Here is a 23747-nt window from a genome sequence, read left to right as displayed (position 1 = left end):
GCAGGCACTATGGGCGGAAGAGCAGTTCACCCGCCGTACGTGAGGCGTTCGGCCCCGGGCCGCCCGGGCGATCATGGTGCGCAACGCGTACGAAATGGTGGTGTGGTGGGATGCTCAGGTGCCCGACCGCCTCCCGAGCTACGGAAGACAGGCGGCCTGACCAGCAAGGATGGGGAAGCGGAAGATGGACAAGCAGCAGGAGTTCGTGCTCCGGACGTTGGAGGAGCGCGACATCCGGTTCGTACGCCTGTGGTTCACGGACGTGCTGGGCTTCCTCAAGTCCGTCGCCGTGGCCCCGGCCGAACTGGAACAGGCCTTCGACGAGGGCATCGGCTTCGACGGCTCCGCGATCGAGGGCTTCGCCCGGGTCTACGAGTCCGACATGATCGCCAAGCCGGATCCGTCGACCTTCCAGATCCTGCCCTGGCGCGCGGAGGCCCCGGGCACGGCGCGCATGTTCTGCGACATCCTCATGCCGGACGGCTCCCCGTCCTTCGCCGACCCGCGCTACGTGCTCAAGCGCGCCCTGGCCCGCGCCTCCGACCTGGGCTTCACGTTCTACACGCACCCGGAGATCGAGTTCTTCCTGCTGAAGGACCGGCCGCTGGACGGCAGCCGTCCGACGCCCGCCGACAATTCCGGCTACTTCGACCACACCCCGACCAACGTCGGCATGGACTTCCGCCGCCAGGCGATCACCATGCTGGAGTCGATGGGCATCTCGGTCGAGTTCTCCCACCACGAGGGCGCGCCGGGCCAGCAGGAGATCGACCTGCGCTACGCCGACGCGCTCTCCACGGCCGACAACGTCATGACGTTCCGCCTGGTCATGAAGCAGGTGGCGCTGGAGCAGGGCGTCCAGGCGACCTTCATGCCGAAGCCGTTCTCCGAGCACCCCGGCAGCGGCATGCACACCCACCTCTCCCTCTTCGAGGGCGACCGCAACGCCTTCTACGAGTCGGGCTCGGAGTACCAGCTCTCGAAGGTGGGCCGCTCCTTCATCGCGGGTCTGCTGCGGCACGCGGCGGAGATCTCCGCCGTCACCAACCAGTGGGTCAACTCCTACAAGCGCATCTGGGGCGGCGCGGAGCGCACGGCGGGCGCGGGCGGCGAAGCCCCCTCGTACATCTGCTGGGGCCACAACAACCGCTCGGCGCTGGTCCGCGTCCCGATGTACAAGCCCGGCAAGACGGGCTCGGCCCGGGTCGAGGTCCGCTCCCTGGACTCCGGCGCGAACCCGTACCTGTCCTACGCCGTCCTCCTCGCCGCCGGCCTGAAGGGCATCGAGGAGGGCTACGAGCTCCCGCCGGGCGCCGAGGACGACGTCTGGGCCCTCTCCGACGCCGAGCGCCGCGCGATGGGCATCGAGCCGCTCCCCCAGAACCTGGGCGAGGCCCTGACCTTGATGGAACGCAGCGACCTGGTCGCCGAGACGCTCGGCGAGCACGTCTTCGACTTCTTCCTGCGGAACAAGAAGTCGGAGTGGGAGGAGTACCGCTCGGAGGTCACGGCGTTCGAACTGCGGAAGAACCTGCCGGCACTGTAGGCGGTGCCGTCTCCTGGACGGCAAGGGGCAGGGGGCCGGCGGTCGATGGTCGCCGGCCCCCTCGTCCGTTTGAACCGACCCGGTCAGCCCCCCTGCCGCTTCAGGTCCGCCAGCAACTGGTGCAGCGGTTCCGTCGCCCGGCGGCGGTACTCCTGGATCGCCCAGCCGTTGCCGTCCGGGTCCTGGAAGTGCATGAACGTCGCGCCGTCGTCGGGGGCGTACTGGACCGGCTCCGAGACGTCGAGGCCGCGTTCGACGAGCTCCGCGTGGGCGGCCTTGATGTCGGCGACGCACAGTTGCAGGCCCTGGTAGGAGCCGGGGGCCGGGGTGGGGCCGGGGGTCATCTCCCAGATCGAGTCGCCGAGGGCGATCGAGCAGCCGGAACCCGGAGGCGTCAGCTGGACGATCCGCATGCCGGGCATGACCTCCTGGTCGATGTCCACGTGGAAGCCGACCTTGTCCCGGTAGAAGTCCCGGGCACGGTCGATGTCGGTCACCGGCAACGGGATGACTTCGAGTGTGAAGTCCATGGCGTGACTCCTTCGTCAGGCATCGGTGAACCGCCACCTCGTCTGGCTGAACGGCTCACCCTTACCGAAGCCGAATACCGTGCGCGGCGCCACCGCATAGACGGCCGCGTGTCCCGCACCGTGGCGGAAATAGCCATCCCGTACCTCGAAGTGCCAGAAGATGCCGTACTTCGCCTCCCACGCGGCGGCCAGTTCGCGTAGGCGCCCGTCGTCGGTCACGCGCGTCGCCTCGCCCTCGACCACCAGGTCGTAGCCCTTGTTCCAGGTGTTCGTGCCGGTGGTCAGCACGACGTGCGGGTTCTCGGCGAGGTTCCTGGCCTTGCGCTCTTCCGGGCCCGTGCAGAAGTGCAGGGCGCCGTCCGACCAGACCGCGGGCAGCGGGGTGACGTGCGGGCGGCCGTCGGGTCGCACCGTGGTGATCCAGAACAGTTCGGCGGCCGTGAGCCGCGCCTCGGCCTCCTGCCAGTCGGTCGCGGTCGCCGTCTCGTCGCTGTAGCGGCGATCCAGACGGGTCTCGGGGTGCATGGTGGTCATGAGCGTCCTCCCGGCCTGTGGGTTCACAGGTGCAGACCCCGTCCGGGCGCCGAACTCATCGGCGCTTCCCCCGGCCCGTGCGGTTAGGCTCAAGCAGTACGACCTTGATCCGATGAGACTTTCGATGTGACTCCGATGCGAGTCCGAGGCAAGTGCGAGGGAGGCCCGGATGACGGCGGCGCCGGGGCGCAGGAGCAGTACCTTCACGCGGCTGCTGCGGCACGGCTTCACCGACGCCTCCGCCGCCGAGCGGCTCCTGGACAGCGCCGAGCTCGCGCCCCTGCGCGACGACCCGGTGCTGCTGGACGCGCTGGGCGCCACCGCCGACCCCGATCTCGCGCTGCTCGGGCTGGTCCGGCTGCTGGAGGCCCAGCCGGAGCCCGGCGCCCGCCGGGAGCTGCTCGACACGCTGATCTCGTCCAAGCCGCTCCGCGACCGGCTGCTCGGTGTGCTCGGCGCCTCCACCGCCCTCGCCGACCACCTCACCCGGCACCCGGACGACTGGCAGGCGCTCGTCATGTACGAGGCCCACGACCTGCACCCCGGGGTGGAGGAGTTCGAGGCCGGTCTCGCGGAGGCCACCGACGCCGTCTCCCTGCGCGTCGCCTACCGGCGCTGCCTGCTGTCCATCGCCGCCCGGGACGTGTGCGGCACCACCGGTGTCGCCGAGTCCGCGGCCGAGCTCGCCGACCTGGCCACGGCGACCCTGCGCGCCGCCCTCGGCCTCGCCGGGGCCGCCGCGCCGGAGGACGCCGCCCTGTGCCGGCTCGCGGTCATCGCGATGGGCAAGTGCGGCGGCCACGAGCTGAACTACGTCTCGGACGTGGACGTCATCTTCGTCGGGGAGGCCGTCGAGGGCGCCGACGAGACCAAGGCCGTCCGGGCCGCGACCCGGCTCGCCTCGCACATGATGCGGATCTGCTCGGAGACGACCGTCGAGGGGTCCATCTGGCCCGTGGACGCCAATCTCCGGCCCGAGGGCAGGAACGGCCCGCTCGTGCGGACCCTCTCCAGCCACCTCGCCTACTACCAGCGCTGGGCCAAGACCTGGGAGTTCCAGGCGCTGCTCAAGGCCCGCCCGGTGGCCGGAGACCTCCACCTCGGCGCGGAGTACGTCGCCGCCGTCCAGCCGCTGGTGTGGAAGGCCGCCGAGCGCGAGAACTTCGTCCCGGACGTGCAGAAGATGCGCCGCCGGGTCGTGGAGAACATCCCCGTCGCCGAGGTCGACCGCCAGCTGAAGCTGGGCCCGGGCGGCCTCAGGGACGTCGAGTTCGCCGTGCAGCTCCTCCAGCTGGTGCACGGCCGGACCGACACCTCGCTGCGCAGCGGCACCACCCTCGACGCGCTGAAGGCCCTCGCCGCCGGCGGGTACGTCGGCCGGGCCGACGCCGCCCAGCTCGACGAGGCCTACCGCTTCCTGCGCTCCATGGAGCACCGGATCCAGCTGTTCCGGCTGCGCCGCACCCACCTCGTGCCCGAGGACGAGGCCGAGCTGCGCCGCATCGGCCGCTCCCTCGGTCTGCGCACCGACCCGGTCGCCGAGCTGCTGCGCGAGTGGAAGCGGCACGCCACCGTCGTACGGCGTCTGCACGAGAAGCTGTTCTACCGGCCGCTGCTCGACGCGGTCGCCCAACTCGCCACCGGCGAGGCGCGGCTGAGCGCCGAGGCGGCCCGGGAGCGCATGGTCGCCCTCGGCTACGCCGACCCGGCCTCCGCCCTGCGCCACCTGGAGGCACTGGCGTCCGGCGTCACCCGCAAGGCCGCCATCCAGCGCACCCTGCTGCCCGTCATGCTGGGCTGGTTCGCCGACTCGGCCGACCCGGACGCGGGTCTGCTCAACTTCCGCAAGGTGTCGGACGCGCTCGGGAAGACGCCCTGGTACCTGCGGCTGCTGCGGGACGAGGGCGCCGCCGCGCAGAACCTCGCCCGCGTGCTGTCCGCCGGCCGGCTCGCGCCCGACCTGCTGATGCGCGCCCCGGAGGCGGTGGCGCTGCTCGGTGACGGGGACGGCGGCGGCCTCGAGCCGCGCTCCCGGGCCCATCTCGAGCAGGAGATACTCGCCGCGGTGAACCGGGCCGACGGGGCCGCCCAGGCGGTCACGGCCGCGCGCGGCGTGCGCCGCCGCGAGCTGTTCCGTACGGCCGCCGCCGACATCGTCGGCTCCTACGGCACCGAGGAGCAGCCCGTCGAAACCGACCCGGGCGCCCTGGTGGACCGGGTCGGCGGCGCGGTGTCGGACCTGACGGCCGCGACCCTCGCCGGTACGCTCCGCGCGGTCGTGCGGGACGGCTGGGGGGACAGCCTGCCCACCCGGTTCGCGATCATCGGCATGGGGCGGTTCGGCGGCCATGAGCTGGGCTACGGCTCCGACGCGGACGTGCTGTTCGTGCACGAGCCGCGCGACGGCGTCGACGAGCGGGAGGCCGGGCGGGCCGCCAACAAGGTCGTCTCCGAGATGCGCCGGCTGCTCCAGATCCCCAGCGCCGACCCGCCCCTGCTCATCGACGCCGATCTGCGCCCGGAGGGCAAGTCCGGCCCGCTGGTGCGGACCCTCACCTCGTACGCGGCGTACTACCGCAGGTGGTCCCTGACCTGGGAGTCGCACGCGTTGCTGCGGGCCGAACACGTCGCCGGGGACGAGGACCTCGGCCGCCGGTTCATCGAGCTGATCGACCCGCTGCGCTACCCGGCGGACGGGCTCGCCGACGAGGCCGTCCGCGACATCCGGCGGCTGAAGGCCCGCATGGAGTCCGAGCGGCTGCCGCGGGGCGCCGACCCCAAGCTGCACGCCAAGCTGGGCCCGGGCGGTCTGTCCGACGTGGAGTGGACGGTGCAGCTCCTGCAACTGCGGCACGGCGCGACCGAGCCGGGCCTGCGCACCACCCGGACGCGCGAGGCCCTGGCCGCCGCCCGCACGGCCGGCCTGATCACGGACGAGGACGCGGCGGTCCTGGACGAGGCCTGGGTCCTCGCGACCCGCGTCCGCAACGCGGTCATGCTGGTACGCGGCCGGGCCGGCGACACGTTCCCCACGGAGCCCCGTGAACTGGCCGCGGTGGGACGGTACCTGGGCTACGGACCCGGCCATGCCGGCGACATGCTCGACGCGTACCGGCGTACGGCACGCCGGGCCAGATCCGTGGTGGACGAGCTGTTCTACGGTGTGACGGAGCGCTAGTCCGGGCCTGAACCGGCCCGCAGCTCCCGCGCGTGCTTGGCGCTAGTCCGGGCCTGAACCGGCCCGAGCTCCCTCGCGTGCTTGGCGCTAGCCCTGGCCCCGGCCGGCCCGCAGCTCCCGCGCGTGGTTCATGACCCCCGTCAGCCCCACCTCGAACGCCCGGGCCGACGGCACCGACGAGTGGTCCCGGCGGCTGGGCGCCGGACGGGCGGGTCGCGCCTGGCGGCTGCGGGACCTTCGGGACGCGGGTGCGGTGGTGGCCCTCGGTTCGGACTGGCCGATCGCGCACCACGACGCCCGCGCCGTGCTCGCCACGGCCCGCACACCGAGGGGCGCGGCATCCTCCCGGGCCGGGCTGACCGGCCTGGAGGCGCTGGAGGGCTGCGCCAGCCATGCGGCGCTGGCGGCGGGGGAGTCCGACGCGGCCGGGCGCATCGCTCCCAGGTTCCGGGCCGACCTGACGGCGCTGGGTCTGGACCCGGTGGCCGCTCCGGCGGACGAGGTGGCCGAGGCGCCGGTGCGACTGACGGTGACCGGGGGGCACGTGGTGTATCGGGGGAAAGTGAGGTACGGGGAGTCAGGCACGGGGAAGTGAGGCACAGGGAAGTGGAGGCACAGGGAAGTGAGGCACGGGCTCGCCGCCCGGGTCACAGTCTCGCGGGCACCACTTGCGGCAGTGCGTAGGGCAGCCTCCCGTACCAGACCCCGGCCACCGCGAACCCGAAGCTCAGGCAGAGCAGACCACCGACCGCATCCAGCCAGAAATGGTTCGCCGTGGCGACGATGACGAGCAGCGTCAGCGCCGGGTACAGCAGCCCCAGAACCCGCGCCCAGGGGATCGCCGCCAGGGCATAGATGGTGAGGCCGCACCACACGGACCAGCCGACGTGCATCGATGGCATCGCGGCGTACTGGTTGGACATGTGTTTCAGGTCGCCGGAGGCCATCGATCCCCAGGTCTGGTGGACCATGACGGTGTCGATGAAGCCGACGCCGTTCATCAGCCGTGGGGGCGCCAGTGGATACAGGTAGTAACCGACCAGGGCGACGGCGGTCGTCGCGAACAGCACCAGACGGGTCGCCGCGTACCGGCCGGGATGGCGACGGTACAGCCACACGAGCACACCCAGCGTCACCACGAAGTGCAGCGTCGCGTAGTAGTAGTTCATACCGATGATCAGCCAAGTCACGGAGTTCACGGCCTGGTTCACCGACTCCTCGACGGCGATGCCCAGAGCGTGCTCGGCCTGCCAGATCCACTCGGCGTTGCGCAGCGCCTCGGCCTTCTGCTCGGGCACGGCGTTGCGGATGAGCGAGTACGTCCAGTAACTCACCGCGATCAGCAGGATCTCGAACCAGAACCGGGGCCGGCGGGGGGTGCGCAGCCGGGGGAGGGGGCCCCGTCCCGGATCGGCCGCGACCGGGTCCGGAACGGCCGCTTTCCGGCCGTCCAGCGTCGTCACGGTCGAGTCACCCATAGGCACAAAGTCTGCCAGAAAAGCCCTGTTCCCCCGATCATCCTCCGCCCTGGTGCGGGCCGCATGTCCAGGGGCGAAATCCAGCCGCGAATTTCAGGAGCGAGTGCGGTCCCCGGGAGCCGAATCCGTCGAGCCGCGCACCACCAGTTCCGGCATGAACACGAACTCGCTGTGGGGTGCGGGCGTGCCGCCGATCTCCTCCAGCAGCGTGCGGACCGCCGCCTGGCCCATCGCCGGGACCGGCTTGCGGATCGTGGTCAGCGGCGGGTCGGTGAAGGCGATCAGCGGAGAGTCGTCGAAGCCGACCACGGAGATGTCCGTCGGAACCTCCAGGCCGCGCTGCCGCGCCGCCCTGATCGCGCCCAGCGCCATCATGTCGCTGGCGCACACCACGGCCGTGCAGTTCCGCTCGATCAGCGCCGCGGCCGCGGCCTGCCCGCCCTCCAGGGTGTAGAGGGAGTGCTGCACCAGCTCCTTCTCGACGGCCTCGGCGCCCAGGCCCAACTGGTCCTGCATGGTGCGCACGAACCCCTCGATCTTGCGCTGCACGGGCACGAACCGCTTGGGCCCCAGGGCCAGACCGATCCGCGTGTGCCCCAGGGACACCAGGTGCGTCACCGCCAGGTTCATCGCCGCGCGGTCGTCGGGGGAGATGAACGGCGCCTGCACCTTCGGAGAGAAGCCGTCGACCAGCACGTACGGCACGCCCTGCGCGCGCAGCCGGTCGTAGCGCTGCATGTCGGCGGTGGTGTCCGCGTGCAGCCCGGAGACGTAGATGATGCCGGCGACCCCGCGGTCCACGAGCATCTCCGTGAGCTCGTCCTCGGTCGAGCCGCCCGGGGTCTGGGTGGCCAGCACGGGCGTGTAGCCCTGCCGGGTCAGTGCTTGGCCGATGACCTGGGCCAGGGCCGGGAAGATCGGGTTCTCCAGCTCCGGGGTGATCAGGCCGACGAGGCCCTCGCTGCGCTGCCGCAGACGCACGGGGCGTTCGTAGCCCAGCACGTCGAGGGCGGCCAGCACGGACTGGCGGGTGGTGGCGGCGACGCCCGGCTTCCCGTTGAGGACGCGGCTGACGGTCGCTTCGCTCACCCCCGCCTGCGCAGCGATGTCCGCAAGCCGTGTGGTCACAGCACTGGACTGTAGCGGCCGGGGCTCCGCTTGCACACCGGCGGGACGCCTGGTGCGGGCCGGCGGACGGCCCGCTGCGGGTGGCTTGGTCATCGCGGTCCCTCGAAGTCGTGGTCGGCGCCGATCCGCAACGGATGATTCCCCCGGCGGCAACGGATGGCAAGTGCTTGCAGAGTCTTGCACAACTGTCCGACTCCCCGCCGAACAGGCGGAAATCCCGGCCCCACAAGGGTCCGGGAGAGGTCACGGCGGGATAACCATCCGCACCCCTTGCAACTTTTTGCTGCAAGGTCTTTCGCAACTCCTTCAAGCACGGCTAATCTCACCGACGCCCGGCGGCCAACGGTGCAGTCGGCAGCACGAAACGGGCTTTCACCCTCAAGGAGAACTCATGCGGCGTGGCATAGCGGCCACCGCGCTGGTGGCGTCCCTCGCCCTGGCGGCGACGGCGTGCGGCGGGAGCGACAGCGGCGACGAGGCCGACGGCCCGGTCACCATCACCTGGTGGGACACCTCCAACGCCACCAACGAGGCGCCGACGTACAAGGCCCTGGTCAAGGAGTTCGAGGCCGCCAACAAGGACATCAAGGTCAACTACGTCAACGTCCCGTTCGACCAGGCGCAGAACAAGTTCGACACCGCCGCCGGTTCCAAGGGCGCCCCCGACGTGCTGCGCTCCGAGGTCGGCTGGACCCCCGCCTTCGCCAAGAAGGGCTTCTTCGCGCCCCTGGACGGCACCGAGGCCCTCGCCGAGCAGGACAAGTTCCAGCCCAGCCTGATCGAGCAGGCCAAGTACGACGGCAAGACCTACGGCGTCCCCTTCACCACGGACACCCTCGCCCTCGTCTACAACAAGGCCCTGTTCGAGAAGGCCGGCGTCGAGGCCCCCAAGACCTGGGGCGACCTGAAGAAGGCCGCCGCCACCATCAAGGACAAGACCGGCGTCGACGGCTACTGGGGCTCCACCCAGGCCTACTACGCCCAGTCCTTCCTCTATGGCGAGGGCACCGACACCGTCGACGCCGACGCCAAGAAGATCACCGTCACCTCGCCCGAGGCCAAGAAGGCCTACGGCACCTGGCAGGGCCTGTTCAAGGGCAAGGGCCTGCACAAGGCCGACACCACCGCCGACGCCTACGCCCACATCCAGGAGGCGTTCGTCAGCGGCAAGGTCGCCTCGATCGTCCAGGGCCCGTGGGAGATCACCAACTTCTACAAGGGCTCCGCCTTCAAGGACAAGAACAACCTCGGCATCGCCACCGTCCCGGCCGGCTCCACCGGCAAGGCGGGCGCCCCGACCGGCGGCCACAACCTCTCCGTGTACGCGGGCTCGGACAAGGCCCACCAGGAGGCCTCGCTGAAGTTCGTGAAGTTCATGACCTCGGCGAAGGCCCAGGAGACCATCGCGCTGAAGAACTCCACGCTCCCCACGCGCGAGGACGCCTACACCGACAAGGTCAAGGCCGACCCCGGCATCGCCGGCTACCAGGGCGTGCTGTCGTCCGCCCAGCCGCGTCCGGCGCTGCCCGAGTACAGCTCGCTGTGGGGTCCGCTCGACGACGAGCTGATCGAGATCGCGGGCGGCAAGGAGTCCCTGGACAAGGGCCTCGGCGACGCCGAGACCGCCATCGCCAAGCTGGTGCCGGACTTCACCAAGTGACCGCCGGGTGGCCGCCGGGTCCCCGGTCATGGGGGAGGGGATCCGGCGGCCACCGCCCGCGCCCGGGCCCGGGCAACTCCCCTCCGAACTCCTTGAACCTCCAGAAGGTGCCGAACCATGACAGTCGTCATCGACCGAGCGACCGGCAAGCGGCGCGGTGAGCGGGAACCGCGACCCGGGCCGGGCAGCCGGCTGAAGAACGGCTTCCACAAGCACTGGTACGCCTACGCGATGATCGCGCCGGTGGCGGTCGTCCTCGGCGTCCTCGTGCTGTACCCGCTGGCGTACGGCCTGTACCTCACCCTCACCGACGCCACCAGCCTGAACACCGCCCGCACGATCGGCGTCAACGAGATCGACGCCACCTACAAGTTCATCGGCCTGGACAACTACGCCGACATCCTGTGGGGCCCGACGGCGTACGACCGTTTCTGGTCGCACTTCCTGTGGACGGTCTTCTGGACGGCGGCCTGCGTCGCCCTGCACTACGGCATCGGCCTCGGCCTCGCCCTGCTGCTCGACCAGAAGCTGCGCGGGCGCACCCTCTACCGGATGATCCTGGTGCTGCCCTGGGCCGTGCCGACCTTCGTCACCGTGTTCGGCTGGCGGTTCATGCTCGCCGACGGCGGCATCATCAACTCCGGCCTGGACTTCCTGCACCTGCCGACGCCGCTGTGGCTGGAGGACACCTTCTGGCAGCGGTTCGCCGCGATCATGGTCAACACCTGGTGCGGTGTGCCGTTCATGATGGTCTCGCTGCTCGGCGGACTCCAGTCGATCGACGCGAGCCTGTACGAGGCGTCCGAGATGGACGGGGCCAGCGCCTGGCAGCGGTTCCGGTACGTCACCCTGCCCGGCCTGAGGTCCGTCAGCACCACGGTCGTGCTTCTGGGCGTGATCTGGACCTTCAACCAGTTCGCCATCATCTTCCTGCTGTTCGGCAACACCGCCCCGGACGCCCAGATCCTCGTGACCTGGGCCTACCAGCTGGGCTTCGGACAGCAGCCGCGCGACTACGCCCAGTCCGCCGCCTACGGAATCCTGCTCCTGTCCATCCTGATCGTCTTCACCTCCTTCTACCGCCGCTGGCTGAACCGCAACGAGCAGCAGCTCGCGATCTGAGGCAGGAGTCCGAAATGAGTACGACCACCGTCGAGACCTCCGCCGCGGGCACCGGGCGGCGCCCCGCCGACGCACCCCGCAAGGTCCGCCGCCGCGGCGAGCACAGCCGCGCGACCTCCCTCGTCTCGCACGCCATCCTGATCGGCGCGAGCCTGACCGCGCTCTTCCCGATCGCCTGGCTGCTCTTCCTGTCCCTCGGCCCGGACAAGGACGACTACCTCCACCCCGGGCGCATCTGGGGCAAGATGACGTTCGACAACTACGCGTTCGTCCTCAAGGACACCAGCTTCTTCGACTGGCTGACGAGCACACTCGTCGTCGTGCTGGGCACGACCCTCATCGGCGTCGTCGTCGCCGCGTCCACCGGCTACGCCGTCTCCCGCATGCGGTTCCCCGGCTACCGGAAGCTGATGTGGGTGCTGCTCGTCACCCAGATGTTCCCCATCGCGGTACTGATCGTGCCGATGTACCAGATCCTCTCGGATCTCCAGCTCATCGACAGCTACCTTGGTCTCATCCTTGTCAACTGCACCACGATCGTGCCGTACTGCGCCTGGCTGATGAAGGGCTATTTCGACACCATCCCGTTCGAGATCGACGAGGCCGGGCGAGTCGACGGGCTGACCCCCTTCGGCACCTTCGCGCGGCTGATCCTTCCGCTGGCCAAGCCGGGCCTCGCGGTCGCCGCGTTCTACAGCTTCCTCACGGCCTTCGGTGAGGTGGCGTTCGCTTCCACGTTCCTGCTGAGCGACGACAAGTACACGTTCGCCGTCGGTCTCCAGACGTTCGTGAGCGAGCATGACGCGCAGCGGAACCTGATGGCCGCGACGGCTGTGCTGATCGCGATACCGGCTGCCCTGTTCTTCTACCTCGTGCAGAAGAACCTGGTCACCGGGCTTACCGCGGGTGGCACGAAGGGGTGACCCGGTGCCCCTCGGGGCACTGCCGAACCGCTCCTCACAAGCCCGAGGCGGCCGCGGTGCCCATCCGACCCCGCTGTGCCGCGGCCGCCTCGTCACCCACCCACCCCACGCTCACATGACCACACCTCTGTTACGCATCAAGGACGACATGAGCCAGCACTCAGCTGCACCTGCCCCCACCTCCACGTCCGCCGTGGCCGTCGCCAAGCGTCGCGGCTGGTGGCGGGACGCGGTGATCTACCAGGTGTACCCACGCAGCTTCGCCGACAGCAACGGTGACGGCATGGGTGACCTGGAAGGCGTCCGCACCCGTCTGCCGTACCTGCGCGACCTCGGCGTGGACGCCGTGTGGCTCAGCCCCTTCTACGCCTCGCCGCAGGCCGACGCCGGCTACGACGTCGCCGACTACCGGGCCGTCGATCCCATGTTCGGCAACCTCCTGGACGCCGACGCGCTGATCCGCGACGCCCACGAACTGGGCCTGCGGATCATCGTCGACCTCGTGCCCAACCACTCCTCCGACCAGCACGAGTGGTTCAAGCGGGCCGTCGCGGACGGCCCGGGCTCCCCGCTGCGGGACCGCTACCACTTCCGCCCCGGCAAGGGGGAGGACGGGGAGCTGCCGCCCAACGACTGGGAGTCGATCTTCGGCGGCCCGGCCTGGACCCGGGTCACCGAACCCGACGGCACGCCCGGCGAGTGGTACCTGCACCTCTTCGCCCCCGAGCAGCCCGACTTCAACTGGGAGCACCCGGCGGTCGGCGACGAGTTCCGCTCCATCCTGCGCTTCTGGCTGGACATGGGCGTCGACGGCTTCCGGATCGATGTCGCCCACGGCCTGGTGAAGGCGGAAGGGCTGCCCGACCTTGGATCCCATGACCAGGTGAAGCTGCTGGGCAACGATGTCATGCCGTTCTTCGACCAGGAGGGCGTGCACGAGATCTACCGGCAGTGGCGGCTCGTCCTCGACGAGTACGCGGGCGAGCGCATCTTCGTGGCGGAGGCCTGGACGCCGACCATCGAGCGCACCGCCCACTACGTCCGCCCGGACGAGCTGCACCAGGCCTTCAACTTCCAGTACCTCAGCACCCACTGGGACGCGGAGGAGATGCGCGAGGTCATCGACCGCACCCTGGAGGCCATGCGCCCGGTCGGGGCCCCCGCCACCTGGGTGCTGTCCAACCACGACGTGACCCGGCACGCCACCCGCTTCGCCAACCCGCCCGGCCTCGGCACCCAGATCCGCCTGGCCGGCGACCGGGAGCTGGGCCTGCGCAGGGCCCGGGCCGCGACCCTGCTGATGCTCGCGCTGCCCGGCTCGGCCTACATCTACCAGGGCGAGGAGCTGGGCCTTCCGGACGTCGTGGACCTGCCGGACGAGGTGCGCCAGGACCCGGCGTACTTCCGGGGCGCGGGCCAGGACGGCTTCCGCGACGGGTGCCGGGTGCCGATCCCGTGGACCCGGACCGGGTCGTCGTACGGCTTCGGCGACGGTGGCAGCTGGCTGCCGCAGCCGGCGGGCTGGGGCGAGCTGAGCGTCGAGGCGCAGACCGGCGAGCCCGGCTCGACCCTGGAGCTGTACCGGGCCGCGCTCGCCGTGCGCCGCGCGCAGCCCGACCTCGGCGCCGGCTCCTCCGTGGAGTGGCTGCGGGCGCCCGAGGGCGTGCTCGCCTTCCGGCGCGGGGAGTTCGTGTGCGTCGCGAACACCACCGGCGAGTCGGTGGCGATGCCGGCGTACGGCCGGGTGCTGGTCGCGAGCGGGGAGGTCGTCGAGGTCGACGACGAGGCCAAGGTGCCGGCCGACACCACGGTGTGGTGGAGCACGGCGGTCACCGCCTGATTTTCCGTTGAATTGCGCACGGCCCGCTGCCCTTTGGGGCGGCGGGCCTTTAACATCTGCGTCACCGCAAGGTTTCTGAACCTTGCAGCAAGAACCTTCAACGAAGAAGGAAACCCCACATGGCACGCAGACATCTCTCCGCCGCCGCGCTCGCCGCGGCTGCGGTTGTCATGAGCCCGACCAGTGCACAGGCCTCCCCACCTGGCACCAAGGACGTCACCGCAGTGCTCTTCGAGTGGAAGTTCGCTTCCGTCGCCCGCGAGTGCACCCACACCCTCGGCCCCGCCGGATACGGCTACGTCCAGGTCTCCCCGCCCGCCGAGCACATACAGGGCCCGCAGTGGTGGACCTCGTACCAGCCGGTCAGCTACAAGATCGCCGGCCGGCTCGGGGACCGGGCGGCCTTCCGGAACATGGTGAACACCTGCCACGCGGCCGGTGTGAAGGTCGTCGTCGACACGGTGATCAACCACATGTCGGCGGGCGACGGCACCGGCACCGGCGGCTCGCCGTACACCAAGTACGACTACCCCGGCCTGTACTCCCCGTACGACTTCGACGACTGCACCTCCCGGATCGGCAACTACCAGGACCGCTGGAACGTCCAGCACTGCGAACTGGTGGGCCTCGCCGACCTCGACACCGGCGAGAACTACGTCCGCGGCGCCATCGCCGGGTACATGAACGACCTGCTCTCCCTCGGCGTCGACGGCTTCCGCATCGACGCGGCCAAGCACATGGACGCCGCCGATCTCACGAACATCAAGTCCCGGCTGAGCAACCCATCGGCGTACTGGAAGCAGGAGGCCATCTTCGGCGCCGGCGAGGCCGTCCAGCCCACCGAATACACGGGCAACGGCGACGTCCAGGAGTTCCGCTACGGCTACGACCTCAAGCGGGTCTTCGACAACGAGAACCTCGCCTATCTGAGGAACTACGGCGAGGGCTGGGGCTACATGAACAGCTCGGTGGCCGGCGTCTTCGTCGACAACCACGACACCGAGCGCAACGGCTCGACCCTGAACTACAAGGACGGCGCCCGTTACACCCTGGCCAACGTCTTCATGCTGGCCTGGCCCTACGGCGCGCCCGACATCAACTCCGGCTACGAGTTCAGCGACCACGACGCAGGCCCGCCCAACGGCGGCCAGGTCAACGCCTGCTGGCAGGACGGCTGGAAGTGCCAGCACAACTGGCCCGAGATCAAGTCGATGGTCGGCTTCCGCAACGCCACTCGCGGTGAGCCGGTCACCGACTGGTGGGACAACGGCGGCGACGCGATCGCCTTCGGGCGCGGCAGCAAGGGCTTCGTGGCCATCAACCACGAGTCGGGCTCCCTGACCCGGACGTACCAGACCTCGCTGCCGGCGGGGACGTACTGCGACGTGCAGAACAACGCGACCGTGACGGTGAACTCCAGCGGGCAGTTCGCGGCCACGCTGGGCTCGAACACGGCCCTGGCGATCTACGCGGGGAAGCCGAGCTGCTGAAAGTTCTTTCCAATGATTTCAGGACTCTTGCTGTAAGCGTTTCGGCGGCGATACGGTCGCGCGGGGTCGGACCCGTGAGAGCCGCAATCGCAAGGAGTCCACGTCAGTGATACCGAGATGGCCGGCGCCGCCGAGGCGCCGAACCGCCCGTGCCGGACGGGTCGCTGCGGTCACCGCCACCGCGCTGGCCGCAGCACTCGTCCAGCCTCTCGCCGCCGGAGCGGCCACCCCACCGGCGCCCCCGTCCGACGCGAGGCTCGCCGCCGAGCCCGCCCGCCACGACGCCACCCGCGAGCAGTTCTACTTCGTCCTGCCGGACCGCTTCGCCAACGGTGACCCGCGCAACGACAAGGGCGGACTGACCGGTTCACGCCTGTCCACCGGCTACGACCCCACCGACAAGGGCTTCTACCAGGGCGGCGACCTCAAGGGCCTGACCAGGAAGCTCGACTACATCAAGGGCCTCGGCACCACCGCCCTGTGGATGGCCCCGATCTTCAAGAACCAGCCCGTGCAGGGCACCGGCGCGAACGCCTCCGCCGGCTACCACGGGTACTGGATCACCGACTTCACCCAGGTCGACCCGCACTTCGGCACCAACAAGGACCTCGAGACCCTCATCGACAAGGCGCACGCCAAGGGCATGAAGGTCTACTTCGATGTCATCACCAACCACACGGCGGACGTCGTCGACTACGAGGAGAAGTCCTACGACTACCTCTCCAAGGGCGCGTTCCCGTACCTGACGAAGGACGGCATGCCGTTCGACGACGCCGACTACGCGGACGGGCGGCGGGACTTCCCCGCAGTCGGCCGCGACTCCTTCCCGCGCACGCCCGAGGTCACGCGGAACAACAAGGTCCCGTCGTGGCTCAACGACCCGACGATGTACCACAACCGCGGTGACTCCACCTTCGCCGGTGAGAGCTCCGCGCACGGCGACTTCTCCGGCCTCGACGACCTGTGGACCGAGCGTCCCGAGGTCGTCAAGGGGATGGAGAAGATCTACCAGCGCTGGGTACGGGACTTCGATATCGACGGCTTCCGGATCGACACCGTGAAGCACGTCAACATGGAGTTCTGGACGCAGTGGGCCACCGCCCTCGACGCCTACGCGGCCCGGCAGGGCCGCGACGACTTCTTCATGTTCGGCGAGGTCTACTCGGCCGACACGGACGTCACCTCCCCGTACGTCACCCGGGGCCGCCTCGACGCCACGCTGGACTTCCCCTTCCAGGAGGCGGCCCGCCAGTACGCCTCGCAGGGCGGCAGCGCGCAGAGGCTCGCGAGCGTCTTCGGCGACGACTACAAGTACACGACCGGCAAGGCCAACGCGTACGAGCAGGTCACCTTCCTCGGCAACCACGACATGGGCCGGATCGGCCACTTCCTGAAGCAGGACGACCCGAAGGCCACCGACGCGCAGCTGCTGAAGAAGGGCAAGCTCGCCAACGAGCTGATGTTCCTCAGCCGCGGCAACCCCGTCGTCTACTACGGCGACGAGCAGGGCTTCGCCGGAGCGGGCGGCGACAAGGACGCCCGGCAGAGCATGTTCGCCTCCCGCACCGCCGACTACCTCGACGACGACCGGATCGGCACCGACGACACCCACGCCGACGACGCCTACGACACCAGAGCACCGCTCTACCGCCAGATCAGTGCTCTCGCCAAGCTCCGCAAGGCCAACCCCGCCCTGACCGACGGCGTCCAGCAGCAGCGGTACGCGGCCGACGGCCCGGGCGTGTACGCCTTCTCCCGCACCGACGCCAAGAGCGGCATCGAGTACGTCGTCGCCGTCAACAACGCGGAGGAGGCGAAGACGGCGACGTTCGCGACCGGTTCGGCCGGCATGACCTTCCGCGGCCTCTACGGCACCGACGCCGCCCCGAAGAGCGACGGCGACAGGAAGCTCACCGTGACGGTCCCGGCCGGCTCGGCGATCGTCCTGAAGGCGTCCGGCCGGCTCGCGAAGCCCGCCACCGCCCCCGCGATCACCCTGAAGGCCCCTGCGGCCGGCGCCACCGGAACGGCGGAGCTCTCCGCGGACGTCGACGGCGGGCAGCTGAACCGCGTCGTCTTCGCCGCCCAGACCGGAAACGGCAAGTGGCAGGTCCTCGGCTCCGCCGACCACGCCCCGTACAAGGTCACCCAGACCATCGCCGAGGACGTACCCCCCGGCACCGCCCTGCGCTACAAGGCCGTCGTGGTCGACTCGGCCGGCCGCACCGCGAGCGCCCTGGCCGCCTCCACCACCGGCACCCCGCCCGTCGCCCAGCCGCCCACCGCGTCCTCGCGCGACTACGCGATCGTTCACTACAAGCGCGCGGACGGCGACTACGCCGACTGGGGCCTGTACGCCTGGGGCGACCTCGCCGAGGGCGAGGCCACCGAGTGGCCGAAGAGCCACCCCTTCACCGGCCGGGACGCCTACGGGGCCTTCGCCTGGGTCAAGCTCAAGCCCGGCGCCTCGAACGTCGGCTTCCTCGTCATCGACAAGGACGGCACCAAGGACGTCGCCACCGACCGCACGATCGACGTCACCAAGACCGGCGAGGTCTGGATCGAGCAGGGCAAGGAGACCGTCACCACCGAGCGGCCCGCGTACCCGGCGCCCGACAAGAGCAAGGCCGTCCTGCACTACCACCGGGCCGACGGCGCCTACGACGGCTGGGGCCTGCACGTGTGGACCGGCGCCGCGAACCCCACCGACTGGTCGAACCCCCTCGAGCCGGTCAAGACTGATTCCTATGGCGCAGTCTTCGAGGTGCCGCTCACCGAGGGTGCCACCAGCCTCAGCTACATCGTCCACAAGGGCGACGAGAAGGACCTGCCCACCGACCGGTCGCTCGACCTCAAGGCGGCCGGCCACGAGGTGTGGCTGGTGAGCGGCCAGGAGAACCACCTGCTCCCGCAGCCCGCGGGCAGTGCCGTCGCCCTCGACCCGACCACCTCCAAGGCGGTCTGGATCGACCGGAACACCCTGGCCTGGAACGGCTCGGAGGCCGCCGCCTCCACCCAGCTGCAGTACTCCCGCGACGGCTCGATCAAGGTCGAGGACGGTGCACTGACCGGCGACGCCAAGTGGCTGCGCCTGTCGAAGGGGGAGCTGACCGACGCCCAGAAGGCGAAGTTCCCGCACCTGAAGGAGTACGACGCCTGGTCCGTCGACCCCCGTGACCGCGACCGGGTCCGCGAGGCCCTGCGCGGTCAGATCGTCGCCACCCAGCACGCCGCCAACGGGGCCGTCCTCGCGGCGACCGGGGTCCAGATCGCCGGAGTCCTCGACGACCTCTACGACGCGACCGGGGCCGACCTGGGGCCGACGTTCTCCCGGGGCCGCCCCACCCTGGCCGTGTGGGCGCCCACCGCGCAGTCCGTGTCCCTGGAGATCGGCGACGCCACCGTGCCGATGAAGCGCGACGCCGCCACCGGCGTCTGGTCCGTCACCGGCCCGGCGTCCTGGAAGAACAAGCCTTACCGCTACGTCGTGAAGGTCTGGGCGCCCAGCGTCCGCAAGGTCGTCACCAACAAGGTCACCGACCCCTACGCCCTCGCCCTCACCACCGACTCCGAGCGGAGCCTCGCCGTCGACCTGGACGACAAGGCCCTCAAGCCGGCCGGGTGGTCGACCTACACCAAGCCCAAGGCCGTACCGCTGCGGGACGCCCAGATCCAGGAGCTGCACATCCGGGACTTCTCCGTCGAGGACCGCACGGCGAAGCACCCCGGCACCTACCTCGCCTTCACCGACAAGGCGAGCGACGGCTCCAGGCACCTGCGCGAGCTGGCGAAGGCCGGCACCTCGTACGTCCATCTCCTGCCCGCCTTCGACATCGCCACCATCCCGGAGAAGAAGTCCGAGCAGGCGACCGTCGACTGCGACCTCGCCGCCCTCCCGGCCGACTCCGACAAGCAGCAGGAGTGCGTCGGGAAGATCGCCGCGAAGGACGCCTACAACTGGGGCTACGACCCGTACCACTACACGGTCCCCGAGGGTTCCTACGCCACCGACCCGGACGGCACGGCCCGCACGGTCGAGTTCCGCGAGATGGTCAAAGCCCTCAACGACGACGGCCTGCGGGTCGTCATGGACGTCGTCTACAACCACACCGCGGCTAGCGGTCAGGCGCAGACGAGCGTCCTCGACCGGATCGTCCCGGGCTACTACCAGCGGCTCCTCGCCGACGGCTCGGTGGCGAACAGCACCTGCTGTGCCAACACCGCCACCGAGAACGCCATGATGGGCAAGCTGGTCGTCGACTCGATCGTCACCTGGGCCAGGGAGTACAAGGTCGACGGCTTCCGCTTCGATCTCATGGGCCACCACCCGAAGGCCAACATCCTCGCGGTCCGCAAGGCCCTCGACGCGCTCACCCCTCAGAAGGACGGCGTCGACGGAAAGAAGATCATCCTGTACGGGGAGGGCTGGAACTTCGGGGAGGTCGCCGACGACGCCCGGTTCGTCCAGGCCACTCAGAAGAACATGGCCGGCACGGGCATCGCCACCTTCTCCGACCGGGCCCGTGACGCCGTGCGCGGCGGCGGCCCCTTCGACGAGGACCCCGGCGTGCAGGGCTTCGCGTCCGGCCTCTACACCGAACCCAACTCCTCCGAGAACAACGTCAGTCCGGCCGAACAGAAGGCCCGCCTGCTGCACTACCAGGACCTGATCAAGGTCGGACTCTCCGGCAACCTCGCCGGCTACCGGTTCACCGGCACCGGCGGCAAGGAGGTCAAGGGCTCCGAGGTCGACTACAACGGCTCACCCGCCGGGTACGCGGACGCCCCGGGTGACGCCCTCGCCTACGCCGACGCCCACGACAACGAGTCCCTGTTCGACGCGCTCGCCTTCAAGCTCCCTGCCACGACCAGTGCGTCCGACCGGGCCCGTATGCAGGTCCTGGCCATGGCGACGGCCACCCTGTCCCAGGGCCCGGCCCTCTCCCAGGCGGGCACCGACCTGCTCCGCTCCAAGTCCCTGGACCGCAACTCCTACGACAGCGGCGACTGGTTCAACGCCGTCCACTGGAACTGCGCCGACGGCAACGGCTTCGGCCGCGGACTGCCCATGGCGGCCGACAACGCCGGCAAGTGGCCCTATGCCAAGCCCCTGTTGAGCAAGGTGAAGGTCGGCTGCGAGCAGATCGAGGGCGCCTCGGCGGCCTACCGGGACCTGCTGCGGATCCGTGCCACCGAGCAGGACTTCTCCCTCGGCACCGCCGAGCGGGTGCAGTCCCGGCTCTCCTTCCCGCTGTCCGGCAAGGACGAGACACCCGGCGTGATCACCATGCGGCTCGGCGACCTCGTCGTCGTCTTCAACGCCACACCCGAGCGGCGGGAACAGCGCGTCCCCGCACTCACCGGGACCGGCTACCGGCTGCACCCGGTGCAGGCGGCGGGGGCGGACCCTATCGTCAAGTCGTCCTCCTACGCGGCGGAATCCGGCACGTTCGCCGTTCCGGGGCGCACGGTCGCCGTCTTCACCCGGGCCGCCGGATAGCCGCACTACGTTGGGTGGGGCAGGCCGCGACGGACGGTCTGCCCCCACCCACGTACGCCCCGAGGGCTGTCGAGATGTACGCCAACGGCACACAGCGGACCCCAGGCACCACCGTGCTGGTCGTGGACGACGTCGCGGCCAGCCGGTACGCCATGGGCGCGGTGCTGAGCCGGGCCGGCCACCAGGTCGTGCCGGTCGCCAGCGGCGGCGAGGCGCTCGTCGAACTCGACGTCCGGATGCGCGACGGCACCCTGCCCGACGTGGCCCTCGTCGACGTGGGCCTGCCGGACATGAGCGGCTTCGAACTGTGCCGCCGGGTCCGGGCCAGGCCGCCCATGGCCGCGCTGCCCGTCGTGCACTTCTCCGCCGCCGCGACCGCGCCCGGCGACCGGTGCCGGGGACTGGACGCGGGCGGCGACGCCTATCTGACCGTGCCCGCCGAGCCGCAGGAGATCCAGGCCGTCGTACGGGCCGCCGTGCGCGGGGCCCGCCGCAGCACGGGCGCCGAGACCGCCGTCCACCGTCTGACGCTGCTGTCCGAGGCCATCGTCACCGTGCAGGCCGCCCGCTGCCCGCGGGAACTCGCCGCCGCGGCCGCCGAAGGCGCCGCACACCTCACCGACTCGCCCGCCGTGGTGTTCGTGATCGGCCCGGACGGCGAGCCGCACCGGGGCACGGCCCGGTGCCGCCCCGCACCGGCGGACAGCGGCGCGCACCAGGCGGCGGCCCGGCTGGTCACCCGGCTCGCGGAGGGCCGCACGGGCGTCACCAGCACCGTCGTCCCCGCGCCGCTGTGGCCGGCCGGGATGTTCCGGGCGGGCGTCGAGGAGGACGCCCGCCTGACCGTGGCGACCGCCCAGGACGGCAGTACGGCCGTCTGCCTCGCTACGCCCGTACGGCGCGCCGCGATCACCGACCCCGCGGCCGACGGGCTGCTCGCCCGCCTCGCCCAGGCCTGCGCGCTCGCCGCCGAGCCGCTGTTGCTGTACCGGGTGGAGCGGCATGTCGCCCTCACCCTCCAGCACAGCTTCCTGCCCCAGCCGCACAAGCTGCCCCACCTGCCCGGCGTCGACATCGTCGTCCGCTATGTGCCCGCCTCCCGGCAGACCGAGATCGGCGGCGACTTCTACGCCGCCCTGCGCACCGGCGAGGGCGTGCTCACCGCCGTCGGGGACGTCGTCGGGCACTCGCTGGACGCAGCCACCGTCATGGTCGAGATCCGGCACGCGCTGCGCGCCTACTGCGTGGCCGAGAGCGACCCGGTGGTCCTGGCCGGGCGGCTCGACCGGATGCTCCAGCAGTACCACCCCGATGTCACGGCGACCGTCTGCCTGGCCCTGGTCGATCCCGGCAGCGGGCGGGTGCGGATCGCCAACGCCGGGCACATCCCGCCGCTGATCCTGCGCGACGGAGGCGGTGCCGAGTACGTCGACGCGTGCGGTCCGCTGCTCGGGCTGGGCCTGGAACGGCCCGCGCCGACCGAGCGGCACCTGGCCCCCACCGACCGCCTCCTCATGGTCACCGACGGCCTCATCGAGACCCGCGGCACCCCCCTGGAGACCTCCATGGAACAGCTCCGCACGGCCGCCGCCGACGCCCCGGCCGGCCTCGACACCCTCTGCGACGTGCTGCTCGGCTGTTTCGGCCGGGACCGGGAGGACGACATCGCGATGCTGGCGCTGCGGTTAGGGTGAGCCCGATGGCCGCCTAGAACAGGAGTGCTCATGCCGCAGATCACCGTCGACTATTCCGCCGACCTCGCGGACGACTTCGACCGGCCCGGGTTCGCGAAGGCGCTGCACGAGGCAACGGTCGAGATCGCGGCCGCCAAGCCGGCGGCGTGCAAGACCCGGTTCCGCCGGACCGAGGACGTCGTGGTCGGCCCCGAGACCGAGGGGCACGCTCATGTCCACGTCCACATCGCGCTGCTCGCCGGCCGCACCGAGGAGACCAGGGCCCGGCTCACCGAGGCCACCCTGGAGTTGCTGCGCACTCACCTGAAGGCCGCCGAGGGGCGCGTGCTGCACGCCTCCGCCGAGGTCCGCGAACTGGACGCGTCCTACCGGAAGTTCGAGAGCTGAGCGGGCTCAGGTCGCCAGCGCCAGCAGGCGGCCGGCCAGGGTGGCGAACGGGCCGTCGGCCGGCTCCTCCTGGGCGATGCGGCGCAGCAGGGCGGCCATCTCCGCGTCCTGGGCGGCGCTGACGGCGGTGAGCGCGGCGAAGTCGTGGACGAGCTGGACCTCCAGCTCGGCCCGCGGGATGCGCCGGCCGTCCAGCCAGATCAGCGCCGTCGACTCGGCGAGCGAGATCCAGGAACGCACCACCAGTTCCAGCCGCGCGGGCGGGTCGGTCACGCCCAGATGCGAAAGGATCTGGACATACGCGGCCTGCCGTACGGAGTCGATGAGCGCGTTGGTCGTCGAGGAGCCGACCGCCGGACCGCCGCGCATGAGGGCGGAGAAACCGGGGCCGTGCTCGTCGACGAAGTCGAAGAAGCGGCGCATCACACGCAGCAGCCGCGCCCCCAGCGGCCCCTCGTGCGGCTCCACGAACCGGGCCGCGAGATCGTCCGAGGCCCGCTTCAACGCGGCCTCGTACAGGCTGAGTTTGCCGGGAAAGTAGTGGTAGACCAACGGGCGTGAAATGCCCGCGGCCGACGCTATCTCGTCGATGGAGACCTCGTCGGGCGAGCGGCGGCTGAACAGTTCGAGGGCGACGCCGATCAACTGCTGCCGCCGCTCCTCGACTCCCAATCTGCGGCGAACCCCGGTAGTCATGCGAACACCTTACCGATCGAATCCAGCCTCGAACGGATCGG

15 protein-coding genes and 1 pseudogene are annotated in these 23747 nt (G+C 70.5%); 11 read left to right on the top strand and 5 right to left on the bottom strand.

Annotated features, from left to right (window positions below):
* The first annotated feature begins 184 nt into the window (after window positions 1-184).
* Entirely contained in the window at window positions 185-1546 is a 1362-nt protein-coding gene (gene glnA / locus ABFX81_RS11745) for a type I glutamate--ammonia ligase (protein ID WP_346138018.1), read from the top strand.
* A gap of 83 nt (window positions 1547-1629) precedes the next feature.
* Here the strand turns inward: glnA and ABFX81_RS11740 are convergent, their stop codons facing one another.
* Both ABFX81_RS11740 and ABFX81_RS11735 read right to left on the bottom strand, forming a co-directional pair.
* Window positions 1630-2076: a VOC family protein gene (locus ABFX81_RS11740; protein ID WP_059420767.1), complete on the bottom strand. Its 447-nt coding sequence runs from the start codon at window positions 2074-2076 to the stop codon at window positions 1630-1632.
* A gap of 15 nt (window positions 2077-2091) precedes the next feature.
* Window positions 2092-2610 carry a pyridoxamine 5'-phosphate oxidase family protein gene (locus tag ABFX81_RS11735; RefSeq protein ID WP_346138017.1) on the bottom strand — a complete coding sequence of 173 codons (519 nt, stop codon included), beginning with the start codon at window positions 2608-2610 and terminating at the stop codon, window positions 2092-2094.
* A 169-nt stretch (window positions 2611-2779) separates the two neighbouring features.
* On the opposite strand from ABFX81_RS11735, the gene ABFX81_RS11730 reads away from it, so the two are divergent.
* Together ABFX81_RS11730 and ABFX81_RS11725 are read left to right on the top strand one after the other, a co-directional pair.
* Entirely contained in the window at window positions 2780-5788 is a 3009-nt protein-coding gene (locus tag ABFX81_RS11730; protein ID WP_086855235.1) for a bifunctional [glutamine synthetase] adenylyltransferase/[glutamine synthetase]-adenylyl-L-tyrosine phosphorylase, read from the top strand.
* Between the two features lie 148 nt (window positions 5789-5936).
* Window positions 5937-6383, top strand: a pseudogene (locus tag ABFX81_RS11725) (amidohydrolase family protein); the annotation flags it as partial.
* A gap of 52 nt (window positions 6384-6435) precedes the next feature.
* Here the strand turns inward: ABFX81_RS11725 and ABFX81_RS11720 are convergent.
* Together ABFX81_RS11720 and ABFX81_RS11715 are read right to left on the bottom strand one after the other, a co-directional pair.
* Complete coding sequence (locus ABFX81_RS11720) at window positions 6436-7266, bottom strand: phosphatase PAP2 family protein (RefSeq protein ID WP_346138016.1); 831 nt, start codon at window positions 7264-7266, stop codon at window positions 6436-6438.
* Between the two features lie 93 nt (window positions 7267-7359).
* On the bottom strand, window positions 7360-8394 hold the full coding sequence (locus tag ABFX81_RS11715) for a LacI family DNA-binding transcriptional regulator (RefSeq protein ID WP_346138015.1): 1035 nt from the start codon (window positions 8392-8394) through the stop codon (window positions 7360-7362).
* A gap of 391 nt (window positions 8395-8785) precedes the next feature.
* Here ABFX81_RS11715 and ABFX81_RS11710 point away from each other — a divergent pair, with 391 nt between their 5' ends.
* The 8 genes from ABFX81_RS11710 to ABFX81_RS11675 all read left to right on the top strand — a co-directional run bounded on the left by ABFX81_RS11710 (window position 8786) and on the right by ABFX81_RS11675 (window position 23010).
* A complete protein-coding gene (locus tag ABFX81_RS11710; RefSeq protein ID WP_086845307.1) occupies window positions 8786-10054 on the top strand; it encodes an extracellular solute-binding protein in 1269 nt (422 codons plus the stop codon).
* Window positions 10055-10171: 117 nt separating this feature from the next.
* The gene (locus ABFX81_RS11705) at window positions 10172-11176 is read left to right on the top strand and encodes an ABC transporter permease subunit (RefSeq protein ID WP_086845305.1); all 1005 of its coding nucleotides are present in this window, start codon (window positions 10172-10174) and stop codon (window positions 11174-11176) included.
* 14 nt (window positions 11177-11190) lie between these two features.
* The gene (locus ABFX81_RS11700) at window positions 11191-12099 is read left to right on the top strand and encodes an ABC transporter permease subunit (protein ID WP_086845302.1); all 909 of its coding nucleotides are present in this window, start codon (window positions 11191-11193) and stop codon (window positions 12097-12099) included.
* A 148-nt stretch (window positions 12100-12247) separates the two neighbouring features.
* A complete protein-coding gene (locus ABFX81_RS11695; RefSeq protein WP_086845300.1) occupies window positions 12248-13939 on the top strand; it encodes an alpha-amylase family glycosyl hydrolase in 1692 nt (563 codons plus the stop codon).
* A gap of 119 nt (window positions 13940-14058) precedes the next feature.
* The gene (locus ABFX81_RS11690) at window positions 14059-15429 is read left to right on the top strand and encodes an alpha-amylase family glycosyl hydrolase (RefSeq protein ID WP_086845298.1); all 1371 of its coding nucleotides are present in this window, start codon (window positions 14059-14061) and stop codon (window positions 15427-15429) included.
* Window positions 15430-15535: 106 nt separating this feature from the next.
* Window positions 15536-20929: a pullulanase-type alpha-1,6-glucosidase gene (gene pulA / locus ABFX81_RS11685; RefSeq protein WP_086845296.1), complete on the top strand. Its 5394-nt coding sequence runs from the start codon at window positions 15536-15538 to the stop codon at window positions 20927-20929.
* A 74-nt stretch (window positions 20930-21003) separates the two neighbouring features.
* The gene (locus ABFX81_RS11680) at window positions 21004-22623 is read left to right on the top strand and encodes a SpoIIE family protein phosphatase (protein WP_086845294.1); all 1620 of its coding nucleotides are present in this window, start codon (window positions 21004-21006) and stop codon (window positions 22621-22623) included.
* A gap of 30 nt (window positions 22624-22653) precedes the next feature.
* Window positions 22654-23010: a 5-carboxymethyl-2-hydroxymuconate Delta-isomerase gene (locus tag ABFX81_RS11675; RefSeq protein WP_086845293.1), complete on the top strand. Its 357-nt coding sequence runs from the start codon at window positions 22654-22656 to the stop codon at window positions 23008-23010.
* Window positions 23011-23016: 6 nt separating this feature from the next.
* Here the strand turns inward: ABFX81_RS11675 and ABFX81_RS11670 are convergent, their stop codons facing one another.
* Window positions 23017-23706, bottom strand: coding sequence for a TetR/AcrR family transcriptional regulator (locus tag ABFX81_RS11670; RefSeq protein WP_086845292.1), 690 nt, complete (start codon window positions 23704-23706; stop codon window positions 23017-23019).
* Window positions 23707-23747 lie beyond the last annotated feature (41 nt).

Origin of the sequence: Streptomyces coeruleofuscus, assembly GCF_039532725.1 — a bacterium.
GTDB classification, from domain to species: Bacteria; Actinomycetota; Actinomycetes; order Streptomycetales; family Streptomycetaceae; genus Streptomyces; species Streptomyces coeruleofuscus.
The sequence above is the reverse complement of the archived record's forward strand: the minus strand, read 5'-3'. Positions and strand labels throughout refer to the sequence as shown.